At 57.5% G+C, this 14922-nt stretch carries 27 protein-coding genes; all 27 read right to left on the bottom strand.

Features of this window, described 5'->3' with window-relative positions:
* Window positions 1-59: 59 nt before the first annotated feature.
* Window positions 60-449 (bottom strand): 30S ribosomal protein S11, encoded by a 390-nt coding sequence (gene rpsK, locus ACP15P_RS21830; protein WP_424930589.1) that lies wholly within the window; start codon window positions 447-449, stop codon window positions 60-62.
* 13 nt (window positions 450-462) lie between these two features.
* Window positions 463-831 carry a 30S ribosomal protein S13 gene (gene rpsM / locus ACP15P_RS21825; protein ID WP_424930588.1) on the bottom strand — a complete coding sequence of 123 codons (369 nt, stop codon included), beginning with the start codon at window positions 829-831 and terminating at the stop codon, window positions 463-465.
* A gap of 213 nt (window positions 832-1044) precedes the next feature.
* Window positions 1045-1692: an adenylate kinase gene (locus ACP15P_RS21820; protein WP_424930587.1), complete on the bottom strand. Its 648-nt coding sequence runs from the start codon at window positions 1690-1692 to the stop codon at window positions 1045-1047.
* The gene (secY, locus tag ACP15P_RS21815) at window positions 1689-3056 is read right to left on the bottom strand and encodes a preprotein translocase subunit SecY (protein WP_424930586.1); all 1368 of its coding nucleotides are present in this window, start codon (window positions 3054-3056) and stop codon (window positions 1689-1691) included. Before secY ends, ACP15P_RS21820 begins: the two co-directional genes overlap by 4 nt.
* Window positions 3057-3157: 101 nt before the next feature.
* The gene (rplO, locus tag ACP15P_RS21810) at window positions 3158-3637 is read right to left on the bottom strand and encodes a 50S ribosomal protein L15 (protein ID WP_424930585.1); all 480 of its coding nucleotides are present in this window, start codon (window positions 3635-3637) and stop codon (window positions 3158-3160) included.
* A 192-nt stretch (window positions 3638-3829) separates the two neighbouring features.
* Window positions 3830-4513 (bottom strand): methyltransferase, encoded by a 684-nt coding sequence (locus tag ACP15P_RS21805; protein ID WP_424930584.1) that lies wholly within the window; start codon window positions 4511-4513, stop codon window positions 3830-3832.
* Window positions 4514-4720: 207 nt separating this feature from the next.
* Complete coding sequence (gene rpmD, locus ACP15P_RS21800; RefSeq protein ID WP_424930583.1) at window positions 4721-4909, bottom strand: 50S ribosomal protein L30; 189 nt, start codon at window positions 4907-4909, stop codon at window positions 4721-4723.
* A 13-nt stretch (window positions 4910-4922) separates the two neighbouring features.
* Window positions 4923-5492: a 30S ribosomal protein S5 gene (gene rpsE / locus ACP15P_RS21795; protein WP_424930582.1), complete on the bottom strand. Its 570-nt coding sequence runs from the start codon at window positions 5490-5492 to the stop codon at window positions 4923-4925.
* A gap of 11 nt (window positions 5493-5503) precedes the next feature.
* A complete protein-coding gene (rplR, locus tag ACP15P_RS21790; RefSeq protein ID WP_424930581.1) occupies window positions 5504-5863 on the bottom strand; it encodes a 50S ribosomal protein L18 in 360 nt (119 codons plus the stop codon).
* Between the two features lie 11 nt (window positions 5864-5874).
* Complete coding sequence (gene rplF / locus ACP15P_RS21785; protein WP_424930580.1) at window positions 5875-6408, bottom strand: 50S ribosomal protein L6; 534 nt, start codon at window positions 6406-6408, stop codon at window positions 5875-5877.
* Window positions 6409-6418: 10 nt separating this feature from the next.
* Entirely contained in the window at window positions 6419-6817 is a 399-nt protein-coding gene (gene rpsH, locus ACP15P_RS21780; RefSeq protein WP_424930579.1) for a 30S ribosomal protein S8, read from the bottom strand.
* Between the two features lie 12 nt (window positions 6818-6829).
* Window positions 6830-7135: a 30S ribosomal protein S14 gene (gene rpsN / locus ACP15P_RS21775; protein WP_424930578.1), complete on the bottom strand. Its 306-nt coding sequence runs from the start codon at window positions 7133-7135 to the stop codon at window positions 6830-6832.
* A 16-nt stretch (window positions 7136-7151) separates the two neighbouring features.
* Window positions 7152-7703, bottom strand: a complete 552-nt coding sequence (gene rplE / locus ACP15P_RS21770; RefSeq protein WP_424930577.1) for a 50S ribosomal protein L5 — start codon at window positions 7701-7703, stop codon at window positions 7152-7154.
* Entirely contained in the window at window positions 7696-8010 is a 315-nt protein-coding gene (gene rplX, locus ACP15P_RS21765; protein ID WP_424930576.1) for a 50S ribosomal protein L24, read from the bottom strand. The genes rplE and rplX overlap by 8 nt, the downstream gene beginning before the upstream one ends.
* The gene (gene rplN / locus ACP15P_RS21760; protein ID WP_424930575.1) at window positions 8010-8378 is read right to left on the bottom strand and encodes a 50S ribosomal protein L14; all 369 of its coding nucleotides are present in this window, start codon (window positions 8376-8378) and stop codon (window positions 8010-8012) included. Before rplN ends, rplX begins: the two co-directional genes overlap by 1 nt.
* Window positions 8379-8434: 56 nt before the next feature.
* Window positions 8435-8677, bottom strand: a complete 243-nt coding sequence (gene rpsQ / locus ACP15P_RS21755; RefSeq protein WP_424930574.1) for a 30S ribosomal protein S17 — start codon at window positions 8675-8677, stop codon at window positions 8435-8437.
* A gap of 1 nt (window position 8678) precedes the next feature.
* Window positions 8679-8885, bottom strand: a complete 207-nt coding sequence (rpmC, locus tag ACP15P_RS21750) for a 50S ribosomal protein L29 (RefSeq protein ID WP_424930573.1) — start codon at window positions 8883-8885, stop codon at window positions 8679-8681.
* Between the two features lie 93 nt (window positions 8886-8978).
* Window positions 8979-9392, bottom strand: coding sequence for a 50S ribosomal protein L16 (rplP, locus tag ACP15P_RS21745; protein ID WP_424930572.1), 414 nt, complete (start codon window positions 9390-9392; stop codon window positions 8979-8981).
* 26 nt (window positions 9393-9418) lie between these two features.
* The gene (rpsC, locus tag ACP15P_RS21740) at window positions 9419-10120 is read right to left on the bottom strand and encodes a 30S ribosomal protein S3 (protein ID WP_424930571.1); all 702 of its coding nucleotides are present in this window, start codon (window positions 10118-10120) and stop codon (window positions 9419-9421) included.
* Entirely contained in the window at window positions 10120-10503 is a 384-nt protein-coding gene (gene rplV, locus ACP15P_RS21735) for a 50S ribosomal protein L22 (RefSeq protein ID WP_424930570.1), read from the bottom strand. Before rplV ends, rpsC begins: the two co-directional genes overlap by 1 nt.
* Before the next feature lie 3 nt (window positions 10504-10506).
* Entirely contained in the window at window positions 10507-10785 is a 279-nt protein-coding gene (gene rpsS, locus ACP15P_RS21730; protein ID WP_424930569.1) for a 30S ribosomal protein S19, read from the bottom strand.
* 12 nt (window positions 10786-10797) lie between these two features.
* Entirely contained in the window at window positions 10798-11637 is an 840-nt protein-coding gene (rplB, locus tag ACP15P_RS21725) for a 50S ribosomal protein L2 (protein WP_424930568.1), read from the bottom strand.
* A gap of 62 nt (window positions 11638-11699) precedes the next feature.
* Window positions 11700-11996 (bottom strand): 50S ribosomal protein L23, encoded by a 297-nt coding sequence (locus ACP15P_RS21720; RefSeq protein ID WP_424930567.1) that lies wholly within the window; start codon window positions 11994-11996, stop codon window positions 11700-11702.
* Window positions 11993-12613, bottom strand: coding sequence for a 50S ribosomal protein L4 (rplD, locus tag ACP15P_RS21715; RefSeq protein ID WP_424930566.1), 621 nt, complete (start codon window positions 12611-12613; stop codon window positions 11993-11995). The genes ACP15P_RS21720 and rplD overlap by 4 nt, the downstream gene beginning before the upstream one ends.
* Window positions 12610-13344: a 50S ribosomal protein L3 gene (gene rplC / locus ACP15P_RS21710; RefSeq protein ID WP_424930565.1), complete on the bottom strand. Its 735-nt coding sequence runs from the start codon at window positions 13342-13344 to the stop codon at window positions 12610-12612. Before rplC ends, rplD begins: the two co-directional genes overlap by 4 nt.
* A gap of 12 nt (window positions 13345-13356) precedes the next feature.
* Window positions 13357-13665, bottom strand: a complete 309-nt coding sequence (gene rpsJ, locus ACP15P_RS21705) for a 30S ribosomal protein S10 (protein WP_424930564.1) — start codon at window positions 13663-13665, stop codon at window positions 13357-13359.
* Window positions 13666-13742: 77 nt separating this feature from the next.
* Complete coding sequence (gene tuf / locus ACP15P_RS21700) at window positions 13743-14918, bottom strand: elongation factor Tu (RefSeq protein WP_424928664.1); 1176 nt, start codon at window positions 14916-14918, stop codon at window positions 13743-13745.
* Between the last annotated feature and the right edge of the window lie 4 nt (window positions 14919-14922).

Raw genomic sequence — 14922 nt, 5'->3', positions numbered from 1 at the left:
GAGGTAAAAGCGAATAGCGGCCCTTCCCGAAGGAAGAGCCACTCAATTCAGATCTCGTATTATACGCGGCGGCGCTTTGGCGGACGGCAGCCGTTATGTGCAATCGGGGTTACGTCCCGGATTGCGGTAATGGTGAAGCCAATTGCGCCCAGAGCGCGAAGCGCGCTTTCGCGGCCGGAGCCAGGGCCCTGAACCTCAACCTCAAGTGTACGTACACCGTGCTCCTGCGCCTTGCGGCCCGCATCCTCGGCAGCCAGCTGTGCGGCATACGGCGTGGACTTCCGGGAACCCTTGAAGTTCATGGTTCCGGCGGACGACCAGGCAATCGCATTGCCCTGCGCGTCAGCAATCAGGATTTTGGTGTTGTTGAAGCTGGCATTGACATGCGCAACTCCGGTGGAGATGTTTTTGCGTTCCTTGCGCTTAACGCGCGCCTTTTCACGTGCCATCGGTCAGTGCCCCTTATTTCTTCTTGCCTGCAATGGCCTTCGCGGGGCCTTTGCGTGTACGGGCATTGGTGTGGGTCCGCTGACCCCGAACCGGAAGACCGCGGCGGTGACGCAGGCCGCGATAGCAGCCAAGGTCCATAAGACGCTTGATGTTCATCTGCCGTTCGCGACGCAGGTCGCCCTCAACAGTCAGGTTCGCATCAATGTATTCACGGATGCGCAGAACGTCCGCATCACTCAGTTCGTTTACACGGCGCTCGGCGGGGATTTCCAGAGCATCGCAGAGCTCTTTGGAAGCGGTATCGCCGATACCATGAATATAGGTGAGTGCGACAAGCACCCGTTTGTTCGTCGGAATGTTAACGCCTGCTATGCGCGCCAATTTGCCAGCTCCGTTTCATCACGGGGCCCCTGAAGAACCCCTTTTTCAAATGCAATTACCCGCCGACACTGTCGCCAGGTTCCCGATACCCACATTCTGGGCAGAACATCCCGCGTCTCCGAGGTGAAATGTAGCGGAGACGACTCTCCTGTCAGAGAGAGCGCGGATCATACAAATCCGCGCTGTGAGGTCAAGGACGTAAATACCTTTTATTTACAGTCCCAAAGCAGACTTCACGTCTTTGGCGATTTCGTCGATTTCACCAAGTCCATCAATACTTTGCAGCTTACCCTTTGCATAGTAATAGCCAATCAGGGGCGACGTGCTGCGGTAATACGTCATCAGACGCACGCGCATTGATTCTTCATTGTCGTCAGAACGGCGAACGAACTCGGTGCTGCCGCAGTTGTCGCAAACGCCTTCCTTGGTCAGCGGCTTGGTCGTGTCATGGTAAACCTCACCACAGGAGGCACAGGAAAACCGCCCGGACACGCGGGCAATCAGCGCCTCGTCGTCAACACTCATCTCCACCACGCGGTCGAGACTTTTGCCTTTGCTGGAAAGAAGCGCTTCAAGGGCATCCGCCTGGGCCAGGGTCCGGGGAAATCCGTCGAAGATCACGCCACGGTCACCGGCCTCACCGTCGAGCTGCTCCGCGATAAGACCAATAACAATCTCATCGGTAACCAGTTCACCGCGGGCCATGACGGCTGCAACGCGTTCGCCCATTTCGGTGCCGCTGGTTTTGGCGGCCCGGAGCATGTCGCCCGTGGAGAGCTGCACCATGCCATACTCATCAACGAGTTTCCTGGCCTGGGTTCCCTTACCCGCCCCCGGCGGTCCCAGCAAAATAATGTTCATCGACGCGCTTTCCCCCTTGTTCGGCCGCTCCTGCCGCCTTTTCCACGTAGCTTGGATTTCTCGATCAAACCTTCGTACTGATGGGCCAGCAAATGAGACTGGACCTGGGTAATTGTATCCATTGTAACCGATACAACAATCAAAAGCGACGTACCGCCGAAATAGAATGGCACCGAAAGCTGTGAGATCAGGATTTCGGGCAGCATGCACACAGCGGCAAGGTAAGCGGAACCGAGGACAAGCAAACGCGTCACGACATAGTCGAGATACTCGATCGTCTTGGGTCCAGGGCGAATGCCGGGAATGAAGCCACCCTGCTTTTTCAGGTTGTCTGCAACATCATCCGATTTGAAAGCCACGTTGGCGGTGTAAAAATACGTGAAGAACACGATCAAGGCACCAAACGCCAGCAGATACAGCGGCTGACCCCGCCCCATATACGCCGCAACATAGCTCATGAAACCGGTTGCACCGGCACCACCGGAGAAGGTCGTGAGCGTCGCGGGCAGAAGCAGCAGCGAGGACGCGAAGATTGCAGGGATAACACCCGCAGGGTTCACCTTAACGGGCAGGTGCGAACTCTCACCACCATACATCTTCATGCCGACCTGGCGTTTCGGGTACTGGATATGAATCTTGCGCAGCGCGCGCTCCATGAACACCACAAACGCAATCACCACGACGGCCATCACCATCACACCGAGGATCACAACGGGGCTCAGCGCGCCGGTACGTCCCTGAGTGAAGAATTGGGCCAGAGCCGCGGGAAGCTCAGCGATAATGCCAACGAAAATGATCAGCGAGATACCGTTACCAATACCACGCGCCGTAATCTGCTCACCGAGCCACATGAGGAACATGGTGCCGCCCACGAGAGTGATCACCGCTCCGATCCGGAAGAACCAGCCAGGATCCGTCACCAGGTCCTGCGCTTCCATACCAATGGCAAGACCATAGGCCTGGAATGTGGCCAGGAACACCGTGCCATAGCGCGTGTACTGGTTGATCTTTTTGCGCCCGGCCTCACCCTCTTTCTTGAGGGCCATCAGGCTGGGAACCATAGCCGTCATCAGCTGCACGATAATGGAGGCCGAAATGTAGGGCATGATGCCCAAAGCAAACACCGCCATACGGCTGACCGCACCACCGGTAAACATGTTCAGCATGCCGCCGATGCCGCCGCTGGCCTGCTCGAAGAACTGGCGGAGACGTTCCGCGTCGATACCGGGCACAGGAATATAGGTTCCAATGCGGTAGACGATCAGCAATCCGAGAGCAAAGAGAATGCGGTTCTGGAGGTCCTTGGCCTTACCAAACGTTCCCCAGCTGAGGTTTGCGGCCATTTGTTCTGCAGCCGATGCCATGAAGGCCCTCCAAAAAAAACGGCGCCGCACGGATCAGTTTATATGGTCCGGCGGCGCGAAACTGTATCAGATGTAGGTCGCCGGGGTGGCGACCACAAGTCTTATTCCGCCGCCGGCTCGGCCTTGGCGAGAACGGTAACGCTGCCGCCTGCTTTTTCGACCGCCTCAATAGCGGCTTTGGATGCGCCGGTCACGGTGATCGAAACCTTGGAGGTCAGCTCACCTTTGGCGAGCAGGCGAACACCGTCGCGCTTGCGACGAACCAGACCGCTGGCAACCAGCGTGTCCTCGGTCACGTCAGCGGACGTGTCGATTTTGCCCGCATCAATAAACTTCTGGACGAGGCCCAGATTGATCACGGCGTGGCGCTTGCCATTGATGTTGTTAAATCCGCGCTTCGGAAGGCGCTGGTAGAGCGGCATCTGACCACCCTCGTAGGCGTTGATCGCCACACCTGAACGGGATTTCTGACCCTTGATACCACGGCCGCCCATTTTTCCGAGGCCGGAACCGGGTCCACGACCCACACGTTTGCGGGATTTCGTTGCGCCGGGATTATCCCGAAGTTCGTTAAGTTTCATGTCGCTTCTCCTTGGCCGGATACGTCCTGTCAGCGACAAAAAGGACGACCACGGCATTACAAATGAATCGGGTCCGCGCGGGACTACCCGGGGCGTATAGACGTGTTGTTGGCCGGGTTCAAGTAGGTGCGAAACTACCACTTGCCATAGAAGCCTCCCGCCACCGAGCGGCAACCATCCTCGGGTGAGCCATCAGCCGTAAATCCGTTTCATGTCGGGCTTTTCCGTGCAGTAGTAATGCACCCAGATATACAGATGCGAAAAACCGGCAAGCACAATCGCAGCCACCGACTGAAAAAGAAAGGCCGGCACCCAAAGGATCAGGAAACCGAATACGTACATCGCATTTGGAGTCCAGGAAAAAATGCCCTCCCGCACCAGCGGTCCCGTTCTCCAGGACGCATCGAAATGGTCGATACCAAAGGCCCGCTCAAACCCGAAGTATTCGCGGACGCAGTACAACAGGTACAGCGACGGCACCAACAGCACCACACCCAATGCAACACCAACCCCTACACCAATCGGCAGGGTCCCCCTGTTCGACCACGCCAAAGCGAATGCAAGTATTGGCCGCAATACTATGAGAATGGCAAACCCCACCTGATAGATACGGAACGACCGGCGCCCCAAAATGGCGGTTAGTCTCTGGCCATTCAACTCCAGCCGCCAACAGATCCACACATAAACCTGATGCAGAATGGCATCGGCTGCGGCCAGAACAGCCCATGCGGTCGTCGACAGACCGAGAAAACTGCCCTGGGCAAAGCCGGGTAGATTTGAACACAGAAACAAAGCCGCGAGTAAGATCAGGAGGGAAATCAGGTGGAGCAGCTGACCCTCGAAAAAATTCCCTTCGACCGGACTGACGCGTGCCATGTCACCCCCCCCTGGCATTACGACCCGCTCAGAAAACTACCGCGCAGTACCGAACGGCGCCAATACTGCTTGAGCATACCACACCAATTGAAACCAGAAACCACACTTCGGATTGCCACATGAGCAACTACCCGAACCAAATACGAAAAAGCCCCACCTGGATGACCAGGAGGGGCTATTTTAACCAGTCGTTAAGACAGACGCGGCTCAGCCACGCTCCTCAACGATCTCAACAAGATGAGGGATCTTTTCGACCATACCGCGCGTGGACGGCGTGTCGGGCAGTTCCCGGGTCTTGTGCATTTTGTTCAGGCCGAGACCAACCAAGGTTGCCCTCTGCTCTTTCGGACGCCGGATCGGCGAACCGATCTGCTTAACAACAATCGTCTTTGCCATTGGTCAGTTCTCCTCAGGCTTCAGCCGGCTGTTCAGCAGGCGCATCGGCATCGGTACGCGGCAGAATGTCAGCAACCTTTTTGTTGCGGCGCTGTGCCACCATACGGGGGCTCAGCTCATTCTGCAGACCGTTAATCGTTGCGCGGATCATGTTGTAAGGGTTCTGGCTGCCGATCGATTTGGCAACAACATCCTGTACACCAAGCATCTCGAACACCGCACGCATCGGACCACCGGCAATGATACCGGTACCGGCGGGCGCCGTCCGCAGAACGACCTTGCCCGCACCGTGACGGCCGGCAATGTCGTGATGCAGGGTACGACCCTCACGCAGAGGCACGCGGATCAGCTGGCGTTTCGCCTGCTCGGTTGCCTTGCGGATCGCTTCCGGGACTTCGCGGGCCTTGCCCTTACCGAAGCCCACGCGACCTTTCTGATCACCCACAACCACAAGAGCCGCAAAGCCGAAGCGTTTACCACCCTTCACGGTTTTGGATACGCGGTTGATCGCGACCAAGCGATCCTGAAATTCCGGGTTCTCGTCGCGATCGCGGCGATTCCGGCGGTTGTCTTCTCTTGCCATTCCGGACTCTCCTAGAACTTCAGGCCGCCCTCACGGGCAGCGTCTGCCAAGGCCTTGACCTTGCCGTGGAACAGGAAACCACCACGGTCGAAGTATACTTCCTCGACACCGGCCGCTTTCGCGCGGGCAGCAATCTCGGAGCCAACCTTCGCTGCGGCTTCCACGTTGTTTTTGCCTTTCAGACCCAGAGCCGCTTCCAGTGTGGAGGCGGAGGCGAGGGTCCGGCCCTGAACATCGTCGATCAGTTGGACCGAAATGTTTTTGGACGAACGATGGACACTCAGACGGGGACGTCCCCCGGCCAGTTTCCGAAGTTTGTTCCGAACGCGCATACGGCGCTTCTGGAACAACTGTCTTTTGCTGTTCGACATCGTATGCGCTCCTACTTCTTCTTACCTTCCTTGCGGAAGATAAACTCGTCCTTGTAACGGATACCTTTGCCTTTGTAGGGCTCGGGTTTCCGCCAGGCGCGAATGTTTGCTGCTACCTGACCGACGACCTGCTGATCGATACCCTCGATCAGAATTTCCGTCGGCTTCGCTGTCTTGATCGTCACGGCATCAGGAATGTCGAAATCCACGTCGTGGCTGTAGCCCAGAGCCAGCTTCAGGGTTTTGCCCTGAACAGCGGCACGGTAACCAACACCCTGGATCTCCAGTTCCTTTTTGAAGCCGTCCGTAACGCCGGTGACGAGGTTCGCCACCTGTGTACGGGACATACCCCACTGCTGACGGGCGCGTTTGGACTTGCCACGCGGCGTCACCGACACGGCATTGTCCTCAACCGCCAGGGTCACGTCGTCCGTCGCAGTGAAGCTCCGGACGCCCTTGGGGCCCTTGATTTCGATCGTCTGCCCGGAGACGGAAGCTGTTACGCCACTCGGCAGCTCGACCGGTTTTTTACCAATACGAGACATCAACCTCTCCTTAGAATACGGTGCACAGAACTTCGCCACCGACATTCGCGGAGCGGGCCTGTGCATCGGACATGACGCCACGGGGCGTGGAAACGATCGCGACACCGAGGCCCTGACGGACCTGCGGCAATTCCTTTACGCCGGTGTAGACACGGCGACCAGGGGTGGACACACGACGGAGTTCGCGGATGACCGGGAGACCGTCGAAATACTTGAGTTCGATTTCGATCTCGGGCAGCCCACGCTCGTTCGTCGTGTCATTATATCCGCGGATATAACCTTCCGACTGAAGCACATCCAGGACCCAGCGACGGACCTTGGAGGCGGGTGTCACGACCGACGATTTACCGCGCATGGAAGCATTGCGGATACGGGTCAGCATATCGCCGATAGGATCATTTACAGACATATCGTGCTCCCCTTACCAGCTGGATTTGACCATGCCGGGAACCTGACCGTTGGAGGCCAGATCCCGCAGCGCGATACGGGACATCTTGAACTTCCGGTAGTAGGCTTTCGGACGACCCGAAACCTGGCACCGGTTGTGAAGACGCGTGGGCGACGAGTTGCGCGGAAGTTTCGCGAGTTTAAGGCGTGCCTTGAAACGCTCTTCCATCGGAAGGTCTTCGTTTTTCGCGATTTCCTTCAGTTCGGCGCGTTTTGCCGCATATTTTTCTACGAGGGCCTGACGTTTCTTTTCGCGCTGGACCATACTGACTTTTGCCATAATTCTCTCCTGCGCCTCAGGCCGCAAACGGCATGTTGAACTGCTTGAGCAGTGCGCGCGCCTCAGCGTCGCTGCGTGCTGTTGTGCAGATGACGATGTCCATTCCCCAGACCTGATCGATCTTGTCGAAGTTAATCTCGGGGAACACGATGTGCTCTTTCAGGCCCATGGCATAGTTGCCGTTGCCGTCGAAGCTTTTGTCGCTCACGCCACGGAAGTCACGGATGCGCGGCATTGCAACGGTGATCAGACGATCGAGGAACTCATACATCTGAGCACCACGAAGGGTGACCTTGACGCCGAGCGGCATGTCTTCGCGAACCTTGAAACCCGCGATGGATTTCTTGGCTTTGGTGATGACCGGTTTCTGACCTGCGATCAGGGCGAGATCGGCTTCGGCAGCGCGGATTTTCTTGGAGTCCGCAACGGCTTCACCAACACCCATGTTCAGCACGATCTTGTCGAGCTTCGGGATCTGCATGTCGTTTTTGTATTCAAATTCGTTCTTCATCGCACCGCGGATGGTGTCCTGATAAACGACCTGAAGACGGGGTTTATAGTCAGCCATTGATCACTTCCCCCGATTTCTTGGCAAAACGAACCTTTTTGTCGCCTTCCATGCGGAAGCCTACACGGGTTGCCTCACCGGTTTTCGGATCGACCAGAGCCAAATTGGACAGGTTAATCGGCATCTCCTTGGAGATACGCCCGCCCTGGGTATTCTGGGTCTGTTTGGTGTGGCGAACGCTCACGTTGATGCCGGAAACAACAGCCTTGTTGTCTGCGGGCATAACGCGGGTAATTTCACCCTTCTTGCCCTTGTCCTTTCCGGACAGGACAATCACATTGTCACCCTTGCGGAGTTTGGCAGCCATTACAGCACCTCCGGAGCGAGCGAGATGATCTTCATGAAGTTCTTTGCGCGCAGTTCACGAACAACCGGGCCAAAGATACGTGTGCCGAGCGGCTCACTGGCGTTGTTCAGAATGACAGCGGCATTGCGGTCAAAACGAATGGCTGTGCCATCCTCACGACGCACTTCCTTGGAGGTGCGAACAACAACGGCCTTGCGCACGTCGCCTTTTTTTACGCGGCCACGCGGAATGGCTTCCTTAACCGACACCACAATGATGTCGCCAACGGAAGCATATTTTCGCTTGGAGCCGCCCAGAACCTTGATGCACTGAACCCGGCGGGCGCCGGAGTTGTCAGCAACATCCAGATTGGTCTGCATCTGGATCATATGTTTTCTCCCGACCTGCGGACACGGGGTCCGCGGTTTCGACTAATCAGGCTGACTTACGCGTCCGCGCCGTCAACCAGAACTTCCCAACGCTTGTTTTTCGAGTATGGCGCGCATTCCCGAATACGTACGGTATCACCAACCTTGAACTGGTTCTCCGCATCGTGCGCACGGTACTTCTTGGACCGGCGCACGGTCTTCTTCATAACCGGGTGTGTGAAACGACGCTCAACCGAAACCGTTACGGTCTGGGCATTCTGGTCGCCGGTCACAACACCGGAAAGAATTCGCTTAGGCATATCAGGCCTCTCCTGCCGCAGCGGCGGCCTTTTCGTTCAGAACAGTTTTCACACGTGCGGCATCGCGGCGCACGGCCTTCATACGAGCGGTATTCTCGAACTGGCCGGCGGCCTGCTGAAAACGCAGGTTAAAAGATTCTTTTTTCAGCTGTGCGAGTTCGTCACGCAACTGGTCGGGAGTCTTGTCCCGAAGATCAGCGGCTTTCATGCCCCATTCCTCTATCAGAAGCTACCGAGGCACGCCCCGGCGCTATTCCAAATCAAAACAGAAAACGGCCCCGAACAACTTCGGGGCAGTTTCCTACCAGTCCTCGCGTGCGACAAAGCGGCACTTAACCGGCAGCTTCATGGCCGCCAGCCGGAGCGCTTCCTTTGCCACATCCTCGTCCACCCCGTCAATCTCAAACATGATGCGACCGGGTTTTACTTTTGCAGCCCAGAATTCGACGGAACCCTTACCTTTACCCATACGAACTTCGGTCGGTTTTTTCGAAACCGGAACGTCCGGGAAAACACGGATCCAGACACGACCCTGACGTTTCATGTGACGGGTCATGGCACGGCGCGCGGCCTCGATCTGACGGGCGGTGATACGCTGCGGCTCGGTTGCCTTAAGCGCGTAGCTACCGAAGTTCAGGTCGGATCCGCCTTTGGCCTGACCGTGGATACGGCCTTTATGCTGCTTGCGGAATTTTGTACGCTTTGGTTGAAGCATCTTTTTTCTCCTGAGAGATCAGACCCTTAGCGCGAACGCTGCGGGCGACCTCCACCTTCCTGCAGTTCGGCCTGGCGCCGGTCGCGGGCCTGTGGATCATGTTCCATGATCTCACCCTTGAAGATCCAGGTCTTGATTCCGATGATACCGTAGGCAGTTTTTGCCTCAACATGCGCATAATCGATATCGGCACGCAGCGTATGAAGCGGAACGCGACCCTCACGATACCATTCGGTACGTGCAATCTCGGCACCGCCCAGACGACCGGCAACATTAACACGGATGCCAAGTGCGCCCATGCGCATTGCGTTCTGCACCGCGCGCTTCATGGCGCGACGGAAGCTTACGCGACGCTCGAGCTGCTGGGCGATATTCTCACCAACCAGTGCGGCATCCAGTTCCGGCTTACGAACCTCAACGATGTTCAGGTGCAGTTCCGAATCGGTAAGCTTCGAAAGCTTCTTGCGCAGAACCTCAATGTCAGCGCCCTTTTTACCGATGATAACACCGGGGCGGGCAGCGTGGATCGTCACGCGGCACTTTTTGTGCGGACGTTCGATGATCACGCGGCTGACACCAGCCTGCGAAGCGTGTTTCTTCACATACTCACGGATTGCGAGGTCTTCGTGCAGCAGATCGCCGTATTCGGAACCGTCAGCATACCAGCGGCTGTCCCAGGTACGGTTTACCTGAAGGCGCAACCCGATGGGGTTAATCTTCTGTCCCATTATGCCTGCTCCTCTTCGACCTGGCGCACCTTGATTGTAACCTGGCTGAACGGCTTCAGAATTTTGCCGAACCGGCCACGTGCCCGCGGACGGCCACGTTTCATCACCAGGTTTTTGCCAACCCAGGCTTCAGCCACAACCAGTTCGTCAACGTCGAGACCGTGGTTGTTTTCCGCATTCGCGATGGCGGACTGCAGGGTTTTCTTGACGTCGTCAGCGATCCGCTTCTTGGAGAAGGTCAGATCCGACAGTGCCTTTTCAACCGGCTTGTTGCGGATCATCGCTGCAACAAGATTGAGTTTCTGGGGGCTGGTGCGCAGCATGCGGCTGACGGCCATTGCCTCGTTATCCGCGACGCGGCGCGGGTTCTTGTCCTTACCCATAATTTATTTCCGCTTCGCTTTTTTGTCAGCAGCATGACCGTAATAGGTACGGGTCGGGCTGTACTCACCGAATTTCTGGCCAATCATGTCCTCGGTCACGTTGACCGGGATATGCTTTTTGCCGTTGTAAACACCAAAGGTCAGGCCCACGAACTGGGGCAGAATGGTCGAACGACGCGACCAGATTTTGATGACCTCATTGCGGCCCGAATCCCGTACCTTCTCCGCTTTTTTCAAAACGTAGGAATCTACGAAGGGGCCTTTCCAGACAGAACGTGCCATTAACCGGGCTCCTTACCGCTTGTTCTTCTTCTGATGACGCGAACGAAGAATGTACTTGTCCGTCGTCTTGTTCGTGCGTGTGCGCGCACCCTTGGTCGGTTTGCCCCAGGGGGTAACCGGGTGGCGTCCACCGGAGGTACGACCCTCACCACCACCATGGGGGTGATCGATCGGGTTCATGACGACACCGCGAACTTTCGGACGCAGGCCCTTGTGGCGCATACGGCCGGCCTTACCGAAGTTCTGGTTCGAGTTGTCGGGGTTGGATACCGCACCGACAGTCGCCATGCATTCCTGACGAACGATACGAAGCTCACCGGAGGAGAGACGGATCTGCGCGTAGCCACCGTCACGACCAACGAACTGGGCATAGGTGCCGGCAGCGCGTGCGATCTGACCGCCCTTGCCCGGTTTCATTTCCACATTGTGGACAATGGTACCGATGGGCATTGCGGAAAACGGCATCGCGTTTCCGGGTTTGATGTCAGCCTTGGCGGAGGCGACGACCGTGTCACCAACAGCCAGACGCTGCGGAGCAAGGATGTAGGCCTGCTCGCCGTCGGCATAGCCGATAAGGGCCAAGAACGCGGTCCGGTTCGGATCGTATTCAATCCGGATAACCTTGCCGGATACGTCGAACTTCGTACGTTTGAAGTCCACGATACGGTAGAGTTTCTTAACACCGCCACCACGCCTGCGCATGGTGATCCGTCCCGTGTTGTTCCGGCCACCCTTGCCGGTCAGTCCCTGGGTAAGGGATTTGACCGGACGGCCTTTCCAAAGCTCGGAACGGTCGATCAGAACCAGCCCACGCTGGCCCGGCGTCGTCGGTTTGTATGTCTTTAACGCCATGTCTTACTGTCTTCCGTTAGCATTAACAGTTTCCGCCCCGGCAGAACCAGGGCGGTATTCAATCAAAGGCCGGTCGTAACGTCGATGGTGTTACCCTCGACGAGTGTTACGTAGGCTTTTTTCACGTCGCGACGCTTGCCGAGATTTCCACGGAAACGCTTGACCTTGCCCTTGGTCAGAACCGTGTTCACGGCTTTGACCTTAACGTTGAACAGGGTCTCGACCGCTTCCTTAATCTGCGGTTTCGTCGAGTCAACACTTACCTCAAAAACCACGGCACCGGCCTCGGAGGCCATGGTGGCCTTCTCGGTGATGATCGGCTTGCGGATCATGTCGTAAAGTTCGGGCTTCACGCTCATTTCAGACGCGCCTCCAGCGCTTCGACTGCAGCCCGTGTCAGGACGAGTTTGTCGCGACGCAGGATGTCATAAACGTTGGCACCGGTGCTCGGAAGAACATCGATACCGTCGATGTTACCGGCCGCGCGGGCGAAGTTTGCGTTCACTTCGGCACCATCGATGACCAGAGCTTTTTTCCAGCCGAGATCCTTGAAGGATTTGGCCAGAGCCTTGGTTTTTGCCTCCGCCAGTTCAGCGGACTCGATGACGACCAGTTCACCGGCCGTTGCCTTGGCGGACAGCGCATGACGCAGACCCAAAGCACGGAACTTCTTGGTCAGGTCGTGTGCGTGGCTGCGCGGCGTCGGGCCCTTGTAGGTGCCACCCTTTCGGAAGATCGGTGCGCGGCGGGAACCGTGGCGGGCGCCGCCGGTGCCTTTCTGGCGATAGATCTTCTTGGTCGAGTAGCTGACCTCCGAGCGGCCGAGGGTGCTGTGAGTACCCTGCTGCCGGCGGGCGAGCTGCCAGCGAACCACACGGTGCAAAACGTCGGCACGCGGCTCGAGACCGAACACAGCCTCATCAAGCTCAATCGAGCCTGCTGCGGAGCTGTCCAGATTGATCACATCCATTTTCATGCTTCAGCGCCTCCTTCGGGGGCGTCAGCCGGAGCCTCAACCTGAGCCTCGGTGGCGGTTGCACGGATGGCGGCGGGCGTCGGAAGATCAGCCGGAGCGGCTTTCTTCACTGCATCCTTGATCGTTACCCAGCCACCTTTGGAGCCAGGAACCGAACCCTTGATCATGATCAGGCCACGGTCGGCGTCGGTGCGGACAACCTCAAGGTTCTGCGTGGTGACACGGGCGGAGCCCATGTGACCGGCCATTTTCTTGCCTTTGAAGACCTTGCCGGGATCCTGACACTGACCGGTGGAGCCGTGCGAACGGTGGCTGATGGACACACCGTGAGACGCGCGAAGACCGCCAAAGTTGTGGCGTTTCATCGCACCGGCAAAGCCTTTACCGATTGAGGTGCCCGCAATGTCCACGAACTGGCCGGAAACATAGTGGTCAGCGGTGATTTCGGCACCAACCTCAATGAGGTTTTCCGGGCTCACGCGGAACTCGACCAGTTTACGCTTCGGCTCAACCTTGGCAGCCGCGAAGTGGCCGCGCATGGCGTTGCTCGTACGTTTTGCCTTGGCCGTGCCTGCACCAAGCTGAACGGCGGAATAACCGTCACGCTCACCGGTACGCTGTGCGACGACCTGCAGGTTTTCAAGCTGAAGAACGGTAACAGGAACCTGCCGGCCATCCTCCATGAACAGCCGGGTCATGCCCAGCTTCTTTGCTAAAACTCCGGAACGCATGTGAATGTCCCCTTAGAGCTTGATTTCAACGTCCACACCAGCGGCGAGGTCGAGCTTCATAAGCGCGTCCACCGTCTGGGGTGTCGGATCTACGATGTCCAAAAGCCGCTTGTGGGTGCGGATTTCGAACTGTTCGCGGCTCTTTTTGTTCACGTGCGGACCGCGAAGAACCGTGTACTTTTCAGTTTTGTTGGGCAGCGGAATGGGACCACGTACCCGCGCGCCGGTGCGCTTGGCCGTATTGACGATCTCGGCTGTACTCGCGTCGAGTACCCGGTAATCAAAGGCCTTGAGCCGGATGCGTATATTCTGACCTGGCATTTTTTGGCGCCTTTTGGGCTGGTTAGTTGAGGACACGCGGCCAGGGGCACCCTGGCCGCACTCGGACTGGGCCGAACTTACTTGATGATTTTGGAGACGACGCCTGCACCTACGGTGCGGCCGCCCTCACGGATGGCGAAGCGCAGCTTCTCCTCCATGGCGATCGGTGCGATCAGTGCGACGTTGAACTTCAGGTTGTCGCCCGGCATCACCATCTCGGTGCCCTCGGGAAGGTCTACCGTTCCGGTTACGTCGGTCGTACGGAAGTAGAACTGCGGACGGTAGTTCTTGAAGAACGGCGTGTGACGGCCACCCTCTTCCTTCGTCAGGATGTAGGCCTCGGCCTCAAACTCGGTGTGCGGCTTGACCGAACCCGGCTTGCACAGAACCTGACCGCGCTCGATCGCGTCACGGTCAACACCGCGCAGCAGAACACCAACGTTGTCACCCGCACGGCCCTCGTCGAGCAGCTTGCGGAACATCTCAACACCGGTACAGGTGGTTTTCTTGGTGTCCTTGATGCCGACGATTTCGATCTCTTCGCCAACCTTGATGATGCCGCGCTCAACACGACCCGTCGCAACCGTACCGCGACCGGAGATCGAGAACACGTCCTCAACCGGCATCAGGAACGGCTGGTCAACCGGACGCTCGGGCGTCGGGATGTACTCGTCAACGGCGGCCATCAGCTCGGCGATTTTCTCAGCGCCAATGTTTGCGTCGCGGTCTTCCAGAGCGGCAAGAGCCGAACCGGCAACGATCGGAATGTCGTCGCCCGGGAACTCGTACTCGGACAGAAGTTCGCGAACCTCCATCTCAACCAGTTCAAGCAACTCCTCGTCGTCAACCTGGTCAACCTTGTTCAGGAACACGACCAGCGCCGGAACACCAACCTGACGGGCAAGCAGGATGTGCTCGCGGGTCTGCGGCATCGGGCCGTCAGCCGCGTTCACAACCAGGATCGCACCGTCCATCTGTGCCGCACCCGTGATCATGTTCTTAACATAGTCAGCGTGGCCGGGGCAGTCGACGTGGGCGTAGTGACGGGCTTCCGTTTCATACTCAACGTGCGCCGTCGAGATCGTGATGCCGCGGGCCTTCTCCTCAGGCGCGCCGTCAATCTCGTCATACGCCTTGAAGTCGCCAAACTGTTTCGTGATCGCCGCCGTCAGCGTCGTCTTGCCGTGGTCAACATGGCCAATCGTGCCAACGTTGACATGCGGCTTCGTACGCTCAAACTTTTCCTTCGCCATGATG

The sequence above is a fragment of the Amaricoccus tamworthensis genome, assembly GCF_049800875.1.
Taxonomy (GTDB): Bacteria; Pseudomonadota; Alphaproteobacteria; order Rhodobacterales; family Rhodobacteraceae; genus Amaricoccus; species Amaricoccus tamworthensis.
The sequence above is the reverse complement of the archived record's forward strand: the minus strand, read 5'-3'. Positions and strand labels throughout refer to the sequence as shown.

Excerpts from the sequence above, each read along its gene's own strand:
- rpsK (WP_424930589.1), bottom strand. The coding sequence starts at position 449 with ATGGCACGTGAAAAGGCGCGCGTTAAGCGCAAGGAACGCAAAAACATC.
- ACP15P_RS21820 (WP_424930587.1), bottom strand. The coding sequence starts at position 1,692 with ATGAACATTATTTTGCTGGGACCGCCGGGGGCGGGTAAGGGAACCCAG.
- secY (WP_424930586.1), bottom strand. The coding sequence starts at position 3,056 with ATGGCATCGGCTGCAGAACAAATGGCCGCAAACCTCAGCTGGGGAACG.
- rplO (WP_424930585.1), bottom strand. The coding sequence starts at position 3,637 with ATGAAACTTAACGAACTTCGGGATAATCCCGGCGCAACGAAATCCCGC.
- ACP15P_RS21805 (WP_424930584.1), bottom strand. The coding sequence starts at position 4,513 with ATGGCACGCGTCAGTCCGGTCGAAGGGAATTTTTTCGAGGGTCAGCTG.
- rpmD (WP_424930583.1), bottom strand. The coding sequence starts at position 4,909 with ATGGCAAAGACGATTGTTGTTAAGCAGATCGGTTCGCCGATCCGGCGT.
- rpsE (WP_424930582.1), bottom strand. The coding sequence starts at position 5,492 with ATGGCAAGAGAAGACAACCGCCGGAATCGCCGCGATCGCGACGAGAAC.
- rplR (WP_424930581.1), bottom strand. The coding sequence starts at position 5,863 with ATGTCGAACAGCAAAAGACAGTTGTTCCAGAAGCGCCGTATGCGCGTT.
- rplF (WP_424930580.1), bottom strand. The coding sequence starts at position 6,408 with ATGTCTCGTATTGGTAAAAAACCGGTCGAGCTGCCGAGTGGCGTAACA.
- rpsH (WP_424930579.1), bottom strand. The coding sequence starts at position 6,817 with ATGTCTGTAAATGATCCTATCGGCGATATGCTGACCCGTATCCGCAAT.
- rpsN (WP_424930578.1), bottom strand. The coding sequence starts at position 7,135 with ATGGCAAAAGTCAGTATGGTCCAGCGCGAAAAGAAACGTCAGGCCCTC.
- rplE (WP_424930577.1), bottom strand. The coding sequence starts at position 7,703 with ATGGCTGACTATAAACCCCGTCTTCAGGTCGTTTATCAGGACACCATC.
- rplX (WP_424930576.1), bottom strand. The coding sequence starts at position 8,010 with ATGGCTGCCAAACTCCGCAAGGGTGACAATGTGATTGTCCTGTCCGGA.
- rplN (WP_424930575.1), bottom strand. The coding sequence starts at position 8,378 with ATGATCCAGATGCAGACCAATCTGGATGTTGCTGACAACTCCGGCGCC.
- rpsQ (WP_424930574.1), bottom strand. The coding sequence starts at position 8,677 with ATGCCTAAGCGAATTCTTTCCGGTGTTGTGACCGGCGACCAGAATGCC.
- rpmC (WP_424930573.1), bottom strand. The coding sequence starts at position 8,885 with ATGAAAGCCGCTGATCTTCGGGACAAGACTCCCGACCAGTTGCGTGAC.
- rplP (WP_424930572.1), bottom strand. The coding sequence starts at position 9,392 with ATGCTTCAACCAAAGCGTACAAAATTCCGCAAGCAGCATAAAGGCCGT.
- rpsC (WP_424930571.1), bottom strand. The coding sequence starts at position 10,120 with ATGGGACAGAAGATTAACCCCATCGGGTTGCGCCTTCAGGTAAACCGT.
- rplV (WP_424930570.1), bottom strand. The coding sequence starts at position 10,503 with ATGGGTAAGGACAAGAACCCGCGCCGCGTCGCGGATAACGAGGCAATG.
- rpsS (WP_424930569.1), bottom strand. The coding sequence starts at position 10,785 with ATGGCACGTTCTGTCTGGAAAGGCCCCTTCGTAGATTCCTACGTTTTG.
- rplB (WP_424930568.1), bottom strand. The coding sequence starts at position 11,637 with ATGGCGTTAAAGACATACAAACCGACGACGCCGGGCCAGCGTGGGCTG.
- ACP15P_RS21720 (WP_424930567.1), bottom strand. The coding sequence starts at position 11,996 with ATGAGCGTGAAGCCCGAACTTTACGACATGATCCGCAAGCCGATCATC.
- rplD (WP_424930566.1), bottom strand. The coding sequence starts at position 12,613 with ATGAAAATGGATGTGATCAATCTGGACAGCTCCGCAGCAGGCTCGATT.
- rplC (WP_424930565.1), bottom strand. The coding sequence starts at position 13,344 with ATGCGTTCCGGAGTTTTAGCAAAGAAGCTGGGCATGACCCGGCTGTTC.
- rpsJ (WP_424930564.1), bottom strand. The coding sequence starts at position 13,665 with ATGCCAGGTCAGAATATACGCATCCGGCTCAAGGCCTTTGATTACCGG.
- tuf (WP_424928664.1), bottom strand. The coding sequence starts at position 14,918 with ATGGCGAAGGAAAAGTTTGAGCGTACGAAGCCGCATGTCAACGTTGGC.